General features: G+C 71.6%; 12 protein-coding genes. 2 read left to right on the forward strand and 10 right to left on the reverse strand.

Features of this window, described 5'->3' with window-relative positions:
• Positions 1-12 precede the first annotated feature (12 nt).
• The 10 genes from ACTVCO_RS06890 to ACTVCO_RS06935 form a co-directional block, all read right to left on the reverse strand.
• Positions 13-681, reverse strand: coding sequence for an HAD hydrolase-like protein (locus ACTVCO_RS06890; RefSeq protein ID WP_443727656.1), 669 nt, complete (start codon positions 679-681; stop codon positions 13-15).
• 43 nt (positions 682-724) lie between these two features.
• A complete protein-coding gene (locus tag ACTVCO_RS06895; RefSeq protein ID WP_443727657.1) occupies positions 725-1,222 on the reverse strand; it encodes a hypothetical protein in 498 nt (165 codons plus the stop codon).
• 10 nt (positions 1,223-1,232) lie between these two features.
• Complete coding sequence (locus ACTVCO_RS06900) at positions 1,233-3,281, reverse strand: endonuclease/exonuclease/phosphatase family protein (RefSeq protein WP_443727658.1); 2,049 nt, start codon at positions 3,279-3,281, stop codon at positions 1,233-1,235.
• A gap of 114 nt (positions 3,282-3,395) precedes the next feature.
• Positions 3,396-4,775, reverse strand: a complete 1,380-nt coding sequence (efeB, locus tag ACTVCO_RS06905; RefSeq protein ID WP_443727659.1) for an iron uptake transporter deferrochelatase/peroxidase subunit — start codon at positions 4,773-4,775, stop codon at positions 3,396-3,398.
• 58 nt (positions 4,776-4,833) lie between these two features.
• Positions 4,834-6,045, reverse strand: a complete 1,212-nt coding sequence (gene efeO / locus ACTVCO_RS06910; protein WP_443727660.1) for an iron uptake system protein EfeO — start codon at positions 6,043-6,045, stop codon at positions 4,834-4,836.
• A gap of 89 nt (positions 6,046-6,134) precedes the next feature.
• Positions 6,135-6,986: an iron uptake transporter permease EfeU gene (gene efeU, locus ACTVCO_RS06915; RefSeq protein WP_443727661.1), complete on the reverse strand. Its 852-nt coding sequence runs from the start codon at positions 6,984-6,986 to the stop codon at positions 6,135-6,137.
• Between the two features lie 229 nt (positions 6,987-7,215).
• Positions 7,216-8,898: a glucose-6-phosphate isomerase gene (gene pgi, locus ACTVCO_RS06920; RefSeq protein WP_443727662.1), complete on the reverse strand. Its 1,683-nt coding sequence runs from the start codon at positions 8,896-8,898 to the stop codon at positions 7,216-7,218.
• A gap of 124 nt (positions 8,899-9,022) precedes the next feature.
• Positions 9,023-10,801 carry an acetyl/propionyl/methylcrotonyl-CoA carboxylase subunit alpha gene (locus ACTVCO_RS06925; protein ID WP_443727663.1) on the reverse strand — a complete coding sequence of 593 codons (1,779 nt, stop codon included), beginning with the start codon at positions 10,799-10,801 and terminating at the stop codon, positions 9,023-9,025.
• Positions 10,802-10,987: 186 nt separating this feature from the next.
• Positions 10,988-11,647, reverse strand: a complete 660-nt coding sequence (locus ACTVCO_RS06930; RefSeq protein WP_443727664.1) for a Maf family protein — start codon at positions 11,645-11,647, stop codon at positions 10,988-10,990.
• A 300-nt stretch (positions 11,648-11,947) separates the two neighbouring features.
• Positions 11,948-13,708 carry a DUF885 domain-containing protein gene (locus ACTVCO_RS06935; protein WP_443727665.1) on the reverse strand — a complete coding sequence of 587 codons (1,761 nt, stop codon included), beginning with the start codon at positions 13,706-13,708 and terminating at the stop codon, positions 11,948-11,950.
• A gap of 154 nt (positions 13,709-13,862) precedes the next feature.
• On the opposite strand from ACTVCO_RS06935, the gene ACTVCO_RS06940 reads away from it, so the two are divergent.
• A complete protein-coding gene (locus tag ACTVCO_RS06940) occupies positions 13,863-14,498 on the forward strand; it encodes a vitamin K epoxide reductase family protein (RefSeq protein WP_443727666.1) in 636 nt (211 codons plus the stop codon).
• A 56-nt stretch (positions 14,499-14,554) separates the two neighbouring features.
• On the forward strand, positions 14,555-15,784 hold the full coding sequence (locus tag ACTVCO_RS06945; RefSeq protein ID WP_443727667.1) for an acyltransferase family protein: 1,230 nt from the start codon (positions 14,555-14,557) through the stop codon (positions 15,782-15,784).
• Positions 15,785-15,791 lie beyond the last annotated feature (7 nt).

Raw genomic sequence — 15,791 nt, forward strand, 5'->3', positions numbered from 1 at the left:
CCCGGCCGGCCCTCAGCCGAGAAGGAGCGACCGGAGCGCAGTCACGTCGGCCGCGACGGCGACCGCTCCTGCGGACTCGAGCTCGCCGGGGTCCGCGTAGCCCCAGGCGACGCCGATCGTCGCGAGGCCGTGCTCGGCCGCGCCGTGGACGTCGTGGGACCGGTCGCCGACCATGATCGCGTCGCTGCGAGCCGCAGCGGGGTCGACGCCGAGCTCGGCGAGCGCGTAGCCGACGACCGCGGCCTTCGTCGCCCGGCTCGTCTCGTCGAGGGTTGCGCCGAAGACCGCCTCGAGGTGCTCGTCGAGGCCGAAGTGCGCGGTGAGCTGCCGAGCGAACGGCTCGGGCTTCGACGTCGCGACGGCCAGGCGACGCCCTGAGGCCCTCAGAGTGCTGAGGAGCTCGGGCACGCCGTCGAAGACGGAGTTCATCCACATCCCGCGCGGGATGAAGTCTGCGCGGTACGTGCCGATCGCCTCGGCGACGTTCTCGGACGTAAAACCGTGCGTCATGAAGGACGTGCCGATCGGCGGGCCGACGAACCTGCGGAGGTCGTCGGGCGACGGGACGGGCAGCCCGTGGGTCTCGAACGCGTGGACGACCGACGCGATGATGCCGGGCGCCGAGTCCATGAGCGTGCCGTCGAGGTCGAGCAGGATGAGGGAGCGGTCAGCGAAAGTCACGCCTCAAGTCTCGCGTGTGCTCGCAAGGACGCAGGTCACGTCCCTAGGGGAGTGCGACCGTCACGTGGAGGCGACCGCTGCTGAGCGCGAGGTGCGTGACCTGCAGGCCGCGCAGGTGCGAGGGGAGGCGCGCGGGGGCGAGGAGCGCGGCCGTGTCGGCGATGACGTCGAGCCGCCCCTCGCGGGGGACAAGCTCGACTGCCTCACGGGCGATCCCGCGTCCGACGAGCGCGTCGTGGACAGCCGCCGCGACCAGGCCATGAACGAGGCCGACGAGGCGGTGCGCGGGCAGGCCGCGCGCGAACGCCGCGACGTCGAACGTCGCACGCCCCGCCACGACGCCGACGACCGTGATCCGCACCGACACGGTTCCTGCGGCGCGCGCTGCGAGCCGGGCCGCCGTCGGGAGGTCGGGCAGCGCGCGTGGGTCGACGTCGACCACGAGCACATCCCCGACGAGTGTCGGTGTTCCGATCCCGGGCGGCAGCCCGTTCGGGGCGGCGAGCGCGAGCAGCTCGGGCAGCGTGAGTGACACGTCCACGGTGGGGGTCCTACTCGCTCGGGACCGCGGCAACGGCCGCAAGGTCGAGTGTCGCGAGGATGCCACGGTGGTCGGAGCCGTCGTCCGGCATGACCTGCACGTCCGTGAACGTCACGCCGCGACCGAAGATCCAGTCGATGCGCACCTCGGGGTCCCATGCGGGGAACGTGAGCGCCGACGGATCGCCCGCAGCCTCTTGCGCGGACGTGAACCCGCGGCTCGTCACGTGCTCGATCTCCGCCCATCCCGGCTCCGAGTTGAGGTCGCCGGCGATGACGACGGCGGGGCTCGACGCGATGTCAGCGGCCATGAGGACGTCGAGCTGCGCAAGGCGGGTGGGGGTGTTCTCCTCACGGTGCTGCAGGTGCGCGCTCGTGATGACGACGGGCACGACGTCGCCGCTCGGCCCCGCGACGTGGACGGTCGCCGTGATCGCGGAGCGCCACTGCGGCCCGTCGCCGTACGGCAGACGCGTGCGCACGACCTTCTCCTCCGCACCGAACGCGCCGTCGCTGCCGAGCAGCGCGGGGTCGACGAGGAGGACGTTGACGAACTGGCGGTCCGCCGCCGGCGCGGCAACAGACCGGAAGCCCGTCGCTCGCTCGAGGTACGTGAGCATGTCGGCTCCGCCGCCCATGACCCAGCCGCGCGAGACCTCCTGGAGCGCGACGACCTGCGCGCCTGTCCCGCGGATCGCCTCGGCCATGCGTCCCAGGCCCAGGCCCGGGTCCTGCGTGACGCCGTAGTGGAGGTTCCAGTCGAGGACGCGCACGGTGCCCGCACCCTTGTCGATCGCCGGGGCGACGCGCGGCGGCGCGACCCTGTCCCGCACGGGCACGGCGACGAGCATGAGGATCGCGACCGTCGCCGCGGCCAGGTGCGCGGGCCGGGTGAGACGGAACCGCGTGCCGTCCGTGTCCTGCGGCGACGGTGCGGGGCGCCGCACGCCGGCCGCCCCGAGCGCGACGACCGCTGCGAGGACGACGAGCCAGTTGGGGAAGCCGAGGGGGACGTCGTAGTCGAGCTGGTAGACGAGAAGCGGCAGGATGAGCCCGAGACCGACGGCGGTCGCCGTGCCCGCCCGGGCGAGGCCTGCGCGCACGGGACCGCGACCCGGCAGCGGGACCGACCAGGCGACCGCGAGGGCGTACGTCGAGGCGACGACGAGCAGCTGGGGCGCGACGAGCGCGACGACCACACCGAGTCCGGTTGCGGGTTCGCCGAGCGCCGGCGTCGGGACGAAGACCGCGACCGCCGTCGCGACGAGCACGAGCGCCATGAGGACGGGCGCGAGCGCCGGGCCACGCCGGCCCAGCCCGCGACCTGCGCCGACCCGCGCGAAGGACAGCCACATGCTCGCGATGACGAGACCGAAGGTCAGCGGTACGAGGAGGTCGTCGAGGGCCCGGCCGAGCTGCGAGGCGAGGTACGCGGGGTTGCCCATGACCATGACCGCGAGCGCGAGGTACGGGCCGAGAGCCCACACCCGCCGCGGAGGGGCCGTCGCTGCGGCACCGCGCAGCCGCCACGCGCACCACAGCGCGCCGATCACGACGAGGAGCGTCGGCAGCCAGCCTTCGAGGCCCGGCCGCCACACCGCGTCCCACGTCGACAACGCCATGCTCAGACCGGTCGCGAGCACGACCCCTGTCAGCACGCCGATCGCGGCACGTCTCGACGCAGCCCGGTGCGGGCCGTCGTCACCTGCGACGAGGTGCACGGTGAGGACGAGGACGCCGATCGCGACCGATGCGGCACCGAGCGCGATCCAGTACCGGGGCACCCCGCCCGTCGCCTGCACCGCGACCCGCGCGAGCGCGAGCAGCACGACACCCACGAGCACCGTGCGGCCCGTCACGGGCCGCAGTTGCGCGACCGCGAGGGCCACGAGACCCGGTGCGACGTAGGTACCGAGCGCCGTGAGCGCGACGATGACGACGCCCGCCGCGAACGCGCGGTCGAACATCGGCCCGCTCACGCGGACGAGCTCGACGGTCAGCGCCGTGACCAGCGTGAGCAGTGCGGTGCGCGCGAGGGGGCGCGGTGGGGCATCGATCATGGCAGCACACTAGCGACAGCCCCCGACATGCCGAGAACTTCCGGACCGACACGTCCGACCGGCGAGGCTATGGTGTCGTCACCACGTACTGTGCGGTATGCCTTCGACGGCACGTCAGACGAACAGACCCTCGCCCACGAACGCCCCGTCGATCGGGGACAGCCGCGCGCCGTTCGGCACGCCCGGCGGCACCGCGAACAGCCCCGAGCCGGTGTGCCGCAGGTACTCGACGAGCAGGTCGTTGCGCGCCATGCGCGTCTGCATGGGGATGTACTGCCGCGCGGGGTCGCGGACGAACGCGAGGAAGAACAGGCCCGCGTCGAGCCGGCCGAGGCCGTCGGAGCCGTCTGTGTAGTTGTAGCCGCGGCGCAGCATGCGCACGCCGTCGTTCGTCGAGGGGTGGGCCATCGCGACGTGCGAGGCCGGGTCGATGAGTGGCGTCCCCTCGCGCCCAGCGAGGGCGAAGTCAGGCGCGGTGTGCTCCTCGCCGCCCGAGAGCGGCGCGCCCGAGCCCTTCGTGCGCCCGATGAGCGCCTCCTGCTCGCGCAGGGGCGCGCGGTCCCACGTCTCGATCGTCATGCGGATGCGCCGGGCGACGAGGTACGTGCCGCCTGCGAGCCATCCCGCGCCGGCGTCGTCGGCAGCGTCGACCCACACGTGCTTCGCGAGCTCCGCCGTCTCCTCGGCCATGATGTTCGCGGTGCCGTCCTTGAACCCGAAGAGGTTGCGGGGCGTCGCCTGCGCCTGCGACGTCGACGACGTCCGGCCATATCCGAGCTGTGACCACCGGACCGTCGCCGCGCCGAATGCGAGGCGAGCAAGGTTGCGCACCGCGTGCACCGCGACCTGCGGGTCGTCTGCGCATGCCTGGACGACGAGATCGCCACCCGTGCGCGCCGGGTCGAGCGTGTCGCCTGGGAAGTGCGGCAGGTCCTCGAGCAGCGCTGGTCGACGTGACGCGAGGCCGAAGCGGTCACGGCCGTCCGCGTCGCGGAACAGGGAAGGACCGAAACCGATCGTCACCGTGAGGTTGGAGGCGGGCAGACCGTCAGCCTCGCCCGTGTCGTCCGGTGGTGCGTCGTACGAGCCACCCGTCGGGCCACGGTCCCCGGCCGGCAGACCGCGTGCCATGCGCTCCGCCGCGTACGTCCAACGGCGCAGGAGCGCAACGAGGTCTGCGCGGTTGTCCGTCGTGACGTCGAAGGCTGCGAGGTGCAGGCGGTCCTGTGCAGGCGTCGTGATGCCAGCCTGGTGCAGGCCGGTGAACGCGTGCACGCCAGTCGGGGAGGAGCCCGCCGCGGGGGGCGCCGCTGCCGTCGTGCCGCGCGCCGCCCAGCCGCCCGCGCCGCCGAGCCCCACGGCCGCGAGCCCCGCGCCCGCGAAGCTGAGCAGGCCGCGTCGGGAGATCCCGGAGGTCGGGGAGGTGCCCGCGGGCGCGGCGGCGCCCGCCCCCTCGTCGGGGGCGGGCGATCCGGTCGTGCGTGCGTCGGTCATCGTGCTCTCGAATCGGTCGTGCGGGTCGGATGTCGCGGGCGCTGCGGCGGGCAGTCGGTCAGAGGACGACGGCCGCCGTGAGCCGCGACAGCGGCTCGCTCAGCGCGTCGACCGCGACCGAGAGCTTCTTGACCTCGTCCTTCGACAGCTCCGTGTAGAGGACGAAGCCGTCTCCCTCGCGGTGAGCGTCGAGGAGCGTCGTGAGCGTCGCGAAGCGCGCGTCGAGGTCCTCGGCGAGCGCCGCGTCCTTCGCGACGACGACGTCCCGCAGCCCCTCGTACGCGACGCGAGCACCGTCGACGTTCGCCTGGAAGTCCCACAGGTCGGTGTGCGACCAGATCTCCTCCTCGCCCGTGACCTTGCCCGTGGCGACCTCGTCGAGCAGCCCCTTGGCGCCGTTACCGATGAAGTCCGCGGTGATCGTCGCGGCGAAGTCGGCCGCGTGCGTCCGCGCGTCGAGCTCGGTCGTGTCCGCGAGCAGGCGAGCCGCGTAGTCGTCGCGCTGCGCGTCCGTGAGCGGCGTGTACGTCTCCCCGCCGTTCTGCGCGAGCTCGGGTGCCCAGAGGTCCTTCTCGAGGAGGTGCCAGCCGGTCCATTCCTCGCCCTCGGCGAGGTCCGCCTCGCGCAGGTCCATGCGCGGGTCGAGGTCGCCGAACGACTCGGCAACGGTCTCGATGCGCTCCCAGTGGAGGCGGGTCGACGCATACAGCGCGCGCGCCCCGTCGTCGTCGCCCGCCGTGTAGGCGTCGACGAACGCCTGCGTGCCCGCGAGCAGCTGCTCCGTCTGGTCCTTGACGTACGCGACGTAGCTCGCGGTCGCGGCCTGGATCTGCTCGGCCAGCTCGCCCGACGGCGCGACGATCGCGCCCGAGTCCGTCACGGTGAACGGTGTGCGGATGCCGTCGCCGATCATGCCCGGCTTGCAGGCAGCAACGTAGGTGCCGGGCTTGGCGACGACGACGAGGTCGCGCGAGAGGCCCGGGCCGATGTTCTCGACCTCGGAGACGATGCGCAGCCCGTCCTCGGCGAGCAGGTAGAACTCGGTGACGTCCGTGCCCGAGTTCGTCACCGTGAAGACGACGTTGCCCGACGGTGCGCTCGCGGACGAGAGCGCACACGCCTGCGCGGACGAGTCGACTGTGATCGACGCGAGACCCGCCGCGCCGGTGGCTCCGCCGGGCACGGCGGGTGCGTTGTCGACGCACGCTGCGAGGGGCAGCGTGAGTGCGAGCGCGACGAACGGGGTGGCGCGACGGGCGGTGCGGTTCATGGGAGTCCTTGACGTCAGCCCAGCACCGCAGTGCGGGTGCGGCCCGGGCGGGGGCGGGGTGGAGGGATCGGAGGCGGCGGTCGAGCAGGTCACGCGGTCGTTGTGGCGGGAACCGCGGCGACGGGACGTCCAGGCGCGGGCAAGAACCACACGCTGCGCACGAAGAGCGCGAGCGTCGGCACGACGTACGCGGTCCAGCCGATGGCTTGGAGCCACGTCGTGGCAGGCGTGAAGTTGAAGATGCCCTTGACGAGCGTCGCGTACCAGCTCGACGGTGGGATCTGGGCCGAGACGTCGAAGGCGAGGGTGTGCAGTCCGGGCAGGATCCGGGCCTCTTGCAGGTCGTGGATGCCGTAGGCGAGGACGCCGCCCGCGACGATGATGAGGAAGACACCCGTCCACGCGAAGAACAGGCGCAGGTTGAGGCGCAGCGCACCGCGGTAGATCGCCCACCCGAGCGCGATGGCGACCAGGAGGCCGGCGAGCGCACCGAGCAGAGGGCGCGTCGTGGCGCCCGTCGCCTGGGCTCCCGCCCACAGGAAGAGCGCGGTCTCGAGGCCTTCGCGCCCGACGGCGAGGAGAGCAGCGACGACGATCGCGCCGCGGCCTGCTGCCACCGCGTCGTCGAGCGTCGCGTGCAGGTGCGAGCGCAGGTGCCGCGCGGTGCGGCCCATGTAGAAGATCATCCAGGTGAGCAGCCCGACGGCGGCGATCGAGAGGGCTCCGCCGATCGCCTCCTGCGCCTCGAAGCTCAGGCCTTTGGGGCCAAACGTGAGGGCGGCTCCGAAACCGAGCGAGATGACGATCGCGAGACCGACGCCGGCCCAGAGCGGTCCGAGCAAGTCGCGCCGACCGACCTTGACGAGGTATGCGACAAGGATGCCGATGACGAGAGCAGCCTCGAGGCCTTCGCGCAGACCGATGAGGAAGTTCGCGAGCACGGTGTGGTCCTTTCAGGCGCGGTGGTCAGGCGACGTGGTGAGGTTAGCCTGCCCTTTGTTCGCTCGTGACGTTACCGGACAGTGTGGGGCACGACACTCGCGAGGCCCGTCCGTGTCGAAGGCTGGACTATGACGTGGGTCACACCACCTCGCGCACGACGAGGCCCCCTGCACCGCGAAGGTGCAGGGGGCCCAGAAACCGCCGAACGGTGAGAGGCGTGCGAGCGCGTCAGCGGGCGCGGTGTGCCCGGTAGTACTCGATGAGGCCCTTCGTCGACGCATCCTGCGCCCCGAGAGCCGCGTCGTCGCCCGAGATCGCCGGAGCAATCTCCATCGCGAGCTTCTTGCCGAGCTCGACACCCCACTGGTCGAAGGAGTTGATGCCCCACACGATGCCCTGGACGAACGTGATGTGCTCGTACAGCGCGACGAGCTGACCGAGCACCGCGGGCGTGAGCGCGGGGGCCATGATCGACGTCGTCGGGCGGTTGCCCGAGAACACGCGGGCCGGGACGATCGCCTCGGGCGTGCCCTCAGCACGCACCTCGTCGGCCGTCTTGCCGAACGCGAGCGCCTTCGTCTGCGCGAAGAAGTTCGAGAGGAACAGCTCGTGGACGTCGGCCTCGCCGTCGCGCAGCGGGTGCGCGGGGGTTGCCACGGCGATGAAGTCCGCGGGAACGAGGCGCGTGCCCTGGTGGATGAGCTGGTAGAAGGCGTGCTGGCCGTTCGTCCCCGGCTCGCCCCAGAAGATCTCACCGGTCTGCGACGTGACGGGCGAGCCGTCCCAGCGGACCGACTTGCCGTTCGACTCCATGGTGAGCTGCTGGAGGTACGCCGCGAACCGGTGCAGGTGCTGCGCGTAGGGCAGGACCGCGTGGGAGTGTGCGTCGAGGAAGTTGACGTACCAGATGTTGAGCAGGCCCATGAGCGCGGGCACGTTCTGCTCGAACGGCGCGGTGCGGAAGTGCTCGTCCATCGTGTGGAAGCCCTCGAGGAGCTCCCCGAACGCGTCGGGGCCGATCGCGATCGCGAGCGCGAGCCCGATCGCCGAGTCGACCGAGTAGCGGCCTCCCACCCAGTCCCAGAAGCCGAAGGCGTTCGCGGGGTCGATCCCGAACGCCTCGACCTTGTCGAGCGCCGTCGAGACGGCGACGAAGTGGTGGGCGACGGCGCCCGCGCGGGCGGCCTCGGAGCCGTCGATCGCCCCTGCGGCCGTGAGGGTCTCCCAGAGCCATTCGCGCGCGAGGCGCGCGTTCGTCAGCGTCTCGAGAGTCGTGAAGGTCTTGGAGGCCACGATGAAGAGCGTCGTCGTCGGGTCGAGACCCGCGGTCGTCTCTGCCACGTCGGTCGGGTCGATGTTCGAGACGAACCGCACCTCGATGTCGCCGACGTACGGCTTGAGCGCCTCGTACGCCATGACGGGGCCGAGGTCGGAGCCGCCGATGCCGATGTTGACGACAGTCTTGACGGGCTCGCCCGTCACCCCGCGCCACTCGCCCGTGCGAACCTTCTCGGCGAAGGAAGCGACCTCGGCGAGGACCTCCTGGACGTCGGTGTCGACGTCCTGGCCGTCGACGACGAGCGCGGGCTCGGCGTCGGCGGGACGGCGCAGCGCGGTGTGAAGGACCGCGCGGTCCTCGGTCGTGTTGATGTGCTCGCCCGCGAACATCGCCTCGATGCGGCCCCGGAGGCCGACCTCGTCGCCGAGACGGACCAAGAGCTCGAGGGTCTCGTCCGTGACGAGGTTCTTCGAGAGGTCGACGTGCAGGTCACCGGCGGTGCGGGTGAGTCGCTCGGCCCGCTGGGGGTCCGCAGCGAACCAGCCGCGCAGGTCGCCGCGGAACGCGTCGCGGTGCTCGCTGAGCGCACGCCACGCGGTCGTCGTGGTGGCGTCGATGGGGGAGGTGGACACGAGACTCCTCGTTTCGGTCGAAGCTGTCGGTCCCACGGTACGACTCCGGCGACTGGTCGCGCTGGGACTTCTCGGTCGGTGGCGCGCGCACTCCCAGAGGTCGGACGGCCGGCTGGTCGTCAGGTCAGACGATGTCGCAGATGACGGTGCCCGAGCTCACGCCCGCGCCCGAGGCCGCCTGCAGGCTCGTCACCGTCCCGGCGCGGTGGGCGACGAGCGGCTGCTCCATCTTCATCGCCTCGAGCACGACGACGAGGTCGCCCGCGGCGACCTCCTGGCCCTCGGCCACGGCGACCTTGACGATCGTTCCCTGCATGGGGGAGCACAGCGAGGTGCCCGACGAGCCTGACGCCACGCGCGTCTGGCGACGCACCCGTTGCGGCCGGGCCCCCGGCCCTGACGGGCGGCGTGCCCCCGTGAGGCCAGCGGGGATGACCACCTCGAGGCGCTTGCCCGCGACCTCGACGACGACGCGCTCGGTCGCGGGAGCGCCGTCGGGCTCGGCGGTGCCAGCCCCCGTCGCGGGCGCGAGCGACGCGAGCGTGTCGACGAACTCCGTCTCGATCCAGCGCGTGTGCACCCCGAACGCCTCGTCCGGGTCGACGGGGACGAAGCGCTCGTCGGCCATGACAGCCCGGTGGAAGGGGACGACGGTCGCGATGCCCTCGATCGTCAGCTCGCGCAGCGCGCGGCGAGCCCGCTGCGCCGCCTGCTCGCGCGTCGCGCCCGTGACGATGAGCTTGGCGATCATCGAGTCGAAGAGGCCCGAGACCGTGTCGCCTGCGACGACGCCCGAGTCGACGCGCACGCCCGGTCCCGTCGGAAGGTCGAAGCGCGTGATCGTGCCCGGCTGCGGGAGGAATCCCGCTGCAGGGTCCTCGCCGTTGAGCCGGAACTCGAAGGAGTGCCCGTGGACCTCGACCGAGTCGTAGCCGAGCGGCTCGCCCGCAGCGATGCGCAGCTGCTCGCGCACGAGGTCGATCCCCGTGACCTCTTCCGTCACAGGGTGCTCGACCTGGAGGCGCGTGTTGACCTCGAGGAACGACAGGGTGCCGTCGAGCCCGACGAGGAACTCGCACGTTCCTGCGCCGACGTAGCCGGCCTCCGAGAGGATCGCCTTCGACGCCGCGACGAGCTCGGCGTTCTGCGCGTCCGTGAGGAACGGCGCGGGCGCCTCCTCGACAAGCTTCTGGTGGCGACGCTGCAGCGAGCAGTCGCGCGTCGAGACGACGACGACTGTCCCGTGCGCGTCGGCGAGGCACTGCGTCTCGACGTGACGCGGCCGGTCGAGATACCGCTCGACGAAGCACTCGCCGCGACCGAACGCGGCGACGGCCTCGCGCACCGCCGACTCGTAGAGCTCGCCGATCTCCTCATACGTGCGGGCGACCTTGAGCCCGCGGCCGCCACCTCCGAAGGCCGCCTTGATGGCGATGGGCAGGCCGTGCGAGCGCGCGAAGTCCTCGACCTCGGCCGCGGACGTCACGGGGTCGGCCGTGCCGGGCACGAGGGGTGCACCGGCGCGCTGGGCGATGTGGCGTGCGCTCACCTTGTCGCCGAGCGACTCGATCGCGGACGGTGGAGGGCCGATCCAGGTGAGGCCGGCGTCGATGACCGCCTGCGCGAACGCGGCGTTCTCCGAGAGGAAGCCGTAGCCCGGGTGGACGGCGTCGGCGCCCGAGCGGCGAGCAACGTCGAGCAGCTTGGCGACATCGAGGTAGGTGTCGGCGGCGCGGGCACCGCCGAGCGCGAACGCCTCGTCGGCGAGCCGGACGTGGAGGGCGTCGCGGTCCGGGTCGGCATAGACGGCGACCGAGGCGATACCGGAGTCGGCGCAAGCGCGGGCGACACGGACGGCAATCTCGCCACGGTTGGCGATGAGGACCTTCGTGAGTGCGGGCACGGCTCACCGTATCGCCTCGACCGGTGCCGTCGCGGGCAGGCATCCGGGTGTCGGGACAACATTGGACGGCGGTCCAAGCCGGACCTCAGCCGTTTGTTCAGGGTCAACAAACGAGGCGGGTCCGGCCTCCGCTCAGGACGTGCGACGTTGTGCGCGGCCGACAAGCAGCCGGGCGCGTCAACCCGCTCAGCGAGCGGTGCGCCAGAGGTCGTGGATCCGAATACCGAGCTCGGCCAGCAGCTCGCGTAGAAGCGGCAGGCTCAGCCCGACGACGCCGTGCGGGTCGCCCTCGACGGCGGTGACGAACGGCCCGCCGAGACCATCGATCGTGAAGGCCCCCGCGACGACGAGCGGCTCGCCCGTCGCCACATAGGCGTCGATCTCGTCGTCGCTCAGATCAGCGAACCGCACGACCGTCGTGCTCGTCGCGCCGAGCGTGCCACCCGTCCCACCCTGCTCAGCCGTGCGCAGGTCGACGAGCCAGTGGCCGGTGTGGAGCGAAGCCGAGCGGCCGCGCATCGCGCGCCAGCGCTCGCGCGCCGTCGCCGCGTCGCCCGGCTTGCCGACGACAGCGCCATCGATCTCGAGCATGGAGTCGCACCCAAGGACGACGTCGCGCGAGGTGTCGTCGTCGTCGGACCCGAGCTCCGCTGCAACCGCGAGCGCCTTCGCCTGCGCGAGCGCGAGCACCGCGTCGGCTGGCGTGAGCTCACCGAACCGCGCGGTCGCCTGAGCGAGGACCGCGTCCTCGTCGACGCCCGAGACACGCACGGGTGCGTCGATCCCGGCGGACGTCAGGGTCGCGGTGCGGGCGGGGGACGCAGAGGCAAGGACGAGCCGGGTCATGCCACCAGCGTAGTGGCGAGGGTCGCGCGACCCCGGCGCCGGGGACGTTCGTCCCCCGGGAGGGCGGGCACGCACCGCGAGGATAAGGCAAGGGACACGTGCCGGGATCACCCGGAGCGCTCGACGAGCGCCTCGGAGCCGTCAGGTCCCGGCGACAACGCTGTCGCCCACAAGCGAGCGTGGGCGCGGGGGTACGTACCCCTCCGATACCCCGCACCCACGCTTGGAGTCGCGGTGCCCCGCCACGCGTGCCCTCCAACACACGGGGGCGGGGCATCGCCATCTCATCGTGGCGCGCGCTCACGCCTGCGCGAGGACGGCCTCCTTGAGGGTGTCGAGACCCAGCGACCCGACGGACAGCACGCGCGAGTGGAACTGGCGGACGTCGAGCTCCTCGCCGCGCGACTCGGCCGCGGCACCCGCGGCCTCCCGCATCTGCTCGAGCAGGCGCTGCCCCACCTTGTAGGCAGGAGCCTGACCGGGCCAGCCAAGGTAGCGGTTGAGCTCAAAACGCAACGAGTCCTCGTCCATGCTCACGTTGGCCCGGAGGAACTCCCACGCGTTGTCCGCGTCCCACGTCCCGCCACCCCACTCCTCGGGCCGCTCGAGGCCCAGGTGCACGCCGATGTCGAGGACGACGCGTGCCGCGCGCATGCGCTGCGCGTCGAGCATGCCGAGCCGGTCGCCCGGCGCCGTGACGAACCCGAGGTCGGCCATGAGCCGCTCGGCGTACAGCGCCCAGCCCTCACCGAAGCCCGACGTCCAGCACAGCAGGCGTCGCCACTCGTTGAGCGGGAGCGCGACCGCGCCGCCGACCTGAAGGTGGTGTCCAGGAACGCCCTCGTGGTAGACGGTCGTCAGCTCGCGCCACGTCGAGAACGTCGTGACCGACGCGGGCACGGACCACCACATCGCGCCGGGCCGTGAGAAGTCGGCCGACGGCCCCGTGTAGTAGATGCCACCCGTCTGCGTCGGGGCGATGCGGCACTCGAGCAGGCGCAGAGGTGCGGGGATGTCGAAGTGCGTGCCGTCGAGGGCCGCGATCGCCGCGTCCGAGGTCTCCTGCATCCAGCGGCGCAGCGCATCTGTTCCCTCGAGCGTGTACGAGGGGTCGGCGTCGAGCAGCTCGATGGCCCGCTCGACGCTCGTCCCAGGGCCGCCGATCTCAGCCGCGACGGCCTCTTGCTCGGCAACGATGCGCGCAAGCTCCTCGAGCCCCCACGCGTACGTCTCGCGCAGGTCGATGCGCGCGCCCAGGAAGTAGCGCGACCACAGGGCGTAGCGCTCCTCGCCGACGCCGTCGACGTCTGACGCGTGCGGTGCGATGTCGCGCTCGAGAGCGTCAGCGAGGCGCCCGTACGCGGCGCGCACCGCCGCCGCACCCTCGAGTAGGTCACGGCGAACCGCCGCGCACGTCGCGGAACCATCGAGGGCCGCGTCGACCGCCTCGCCCTCGACGAACGACGTGAAGAACGAGGTGGCCGCGTCGGCCTGCGCACGTGCCTGGGCCGTGACGAGCTCGACCTGACGGCGGGCGGGCAGCGGCCCGGTCTGCACCGATTCGCGGAGCGAGACGATGTAGCCGTCAAGCGCAGCGGGCGCTGCGAGCAGCCGCAACGCGATCGTCTCCCAGTCCTGGGGCGTCGCGGTCGGCATGAGATCAAAGATCTCGCGCAGCTCTTGGGCGGCCGACGCAATGTTGTTGAGGGGCGCGAGAAGCTCGCCCGCGTCAAACAGGGCGACCTCGAGGCCCAGACGCTCGCGCATGGCAGCGGCCGTCACGACGTCGACGTCGTCGACCGGCACGAGGGCGTCGAGCGCCGCAAGGGTCGCGCGCGCCGCCTCCGCCCGAGCCGTCACTCCCGCGGGCGACCAGTCGGGCGCAAGGTGGTCGTAGCCCGGCACGCCGATGCCCGTCGCCGTGAACGGGTCGAGGCGGCACACCGTCGCGACATGAGCGTCTGCTAGGGCGTCGATCGCTGTCGGCGTCCGTGAGGAGGTGGCAGAGGTGGGAGCCGCAGCGGGGTCAGGTGCGGACGCGGCGTGTGCGGAAGTGGTCATGACGGCACACTAGGCCGCGGGGGAGCAGTCGTGCATCGAGAATCGCGGCTCCCCGGAAACTCCCAGCGTCGGGACAGTACGCTTCTGGGGACCTTCGTCCCCAGCATGCGTGGCCGGACGTCGCACACGATGGACCGGACACCCAGGAGGGCACATGACTGACATCGAACCGCGCGTACTCGATGACGCTCGAGAAGGTTTCCGCCACACGCGTGGCTGGATCTTCGGCACGATGCTCTTTTCCGCCCTGTGCTCGCTCATCGCCTCGTGGGTGCTCTCAACCGAGGCCATCACGCTGGCCGCCAACCCCGACGCCGCGCTCGCGTGCGACATCAACGCGGTGCTCTCGTGCGGCGCGGTCGGTGCGTCGTGGCAGGCCGCGCTCTTCGGCTTCCCCAACGCGTTCCTCGGCATGATCTGCGAGCCGGTCGTCATCACGATCGCTGTCGCAAGCCTGGGTGGCGTGCGGTTCCCGCGATGGTTCATGTTCTCGGCGCAGGTCGTCTACCTCTTCGGCCTCGCCTTCGCGCTGTGGCTCTTCTCGCAGTCCATGTGGGTCATCGGCGCCTTGTGCCCGTGGTGCCTCGTCATCACGGTCGGCACGACTCTCGTCTTCATGACGCTCCTTCACCACAACATCCTCGAGGACAACCTCTATCTCCCGCCCGCAGCCCAGCGCCGCGCGCTCGCCTTCGTGCGTTCGGGAGCCGACGCCTACGCAGCAGCCGGCCTTGTGATCGTTCTCGCAGCCCTCATCGTCGGAAAGTACGGCACACTTCTCTTTGCGTGAGGTGGCACCGTCAGCCTCGGCACGCGCCACCCCCGAACTTTGAGGAGATCCCACACGTGAGCACCCGCACGGCTGACGCCTCGGCCAGGACGCGGCGCGGTCCGCGCGACCCGTGGCCGGACAACGCGCGGTTCTTTGCAGCGGTCCTCATCGTCATGGTGCACTTCGGTGACCAGGTCCAGGGTGAGAGCGCGATCCTCGACCACCTGCTCTTCGTCGCCTGGCCCGCGCGCGTTCCGCTGTATGCGCTCCTCGCGGGGTACTTCTCGCACGCCGGGCCGTTTGATCGACGGCACGCGATCTCGCTCCTGCGCAACATCTTGTTCGTCTACCTGTGCTTCGAGCTCCTCGCGACCGCGCACAAGTGGATGCTCAGCGGCACCCTCCAGTTCGATCCAGCGCGTCCGTCGCTCGCCCTGTGGTTCCTCCTGTCGCTGTTCATCTGGCGCGCGCTCCTGCCCTTGGTCACGCACCTGCGCGGGGTCGTTCTGCTGAGCATCGGCGTCGCCCTCATCGCGGGCTTCGCACCCTCGATCGCGGGGGTCGGTTCCATGAGCCGCACGCTCGCGTTCTTCCCCGTGTTCCTCGTCGGCGCGAAGCTGCGCGAGCATGGCTTGCGTCACGTGCTCGACCGCGTCTGGGTGCGATGGGCCTCCGTGGCCGTCCTCGCCGTGTGGACCGTCGCGATCTTCGCAACCGAGGACGACCTCAAGCGTCGTTGGTTCTCGATGGTCAAGCCGTACGCGGAGAGCAACCTCATGGGCGACTTCACCGCGCGCGTGCTCGTTCTCATCGGTGGCGGGATCCTCGCTGCGCTCGCGGTTCTCGCGCTCATGCCGCGCGGACGTCTCCTGTGGATCACGTACCTCGGCTCGGGCTCGTTCTACATCTACCTCATCCACCCGTTCGCGGTGCGGCAGCTTGCCGAGACGGGCCTCCTCGACCGGCTCGACTCCCGCACGGACGTGCTCCTCCTGCTCGCCGCGACCGCAGTCTTTGCGACGCTGCTCGCGACGCCGCCCGTGCGACGCGTCTTCAGGCCCCTCATCCAGCCGACGTACACGTGGCTCTTCACGCCACCAGCGCCGCAGGACGACGCGCAGCGCACCGCGGCCCCAGCCGAGGTGCGCGGGCACGTCGCCGGGTCCGCCGCGCCCGTCTCGGTCGAGTCGCTCGAGAACGAGCCGCCGCGTCCGAGCGTCGCGAGCGCCCAGACGACGGCTGTTCACGTCGCCGACGCCACGGCGTCGACAGCTTCTCGCTCCACGGACGTCCGGGAGTCCTAGCGTCGGG

It is taken from the genome of Sanguibacter sp. A247 (assembly GCF_052324925.1).
Taxonomy (GTDB): Bacteria; Actinomycetota; Actinomycetes; order Actinomycetales; family Cellulomonadaceae; genus Flavimobilis.

Coding starts and splice junctions, on each gene's coding strand:
- ACTVCO_RS06900 (WP_443727658.1), bottom strand. CDS start 3,281: ATGATCGATGCCCCACCGCGCCCCCTCGCGCGCACCGCACTGCTCACG.
- efeB (WP_443727659.1), bottom strand. CDS start 4,775: ATGACCGACGCACGCACGACCGGATCGCCCGCCCCCGACGAGGGGGCG.
- efeO (WP_443727660.1), bottom strand. CDS start 6,045: ATGAACCGCACCGCCCGTCGCGCCACCCCGTTCGTCGCGCTCGCACTC.
- ACTVCO_RS06930 (WP_443727664.1), bottom strand. CDS start 11,647: ATGACCCGGCTCGTCCTTGCCTCTGCGTCCCCCGCCCGCACCGCGACC.
- ACTVCO_RS06935 (WP_443727665.1), bottom strand. CDS start 13,708: ATGACCACTTCCGCACACGCCGCGTCCGCACCTGACCCCGCTGCGGCT.
- ACTVCO_RS06940 (WP_443727666.1), top strand. CDS start 13,863: ATGACTGACATCGAACCGCGCGTACTCGATGACGCTCGAGAAGGTTTC.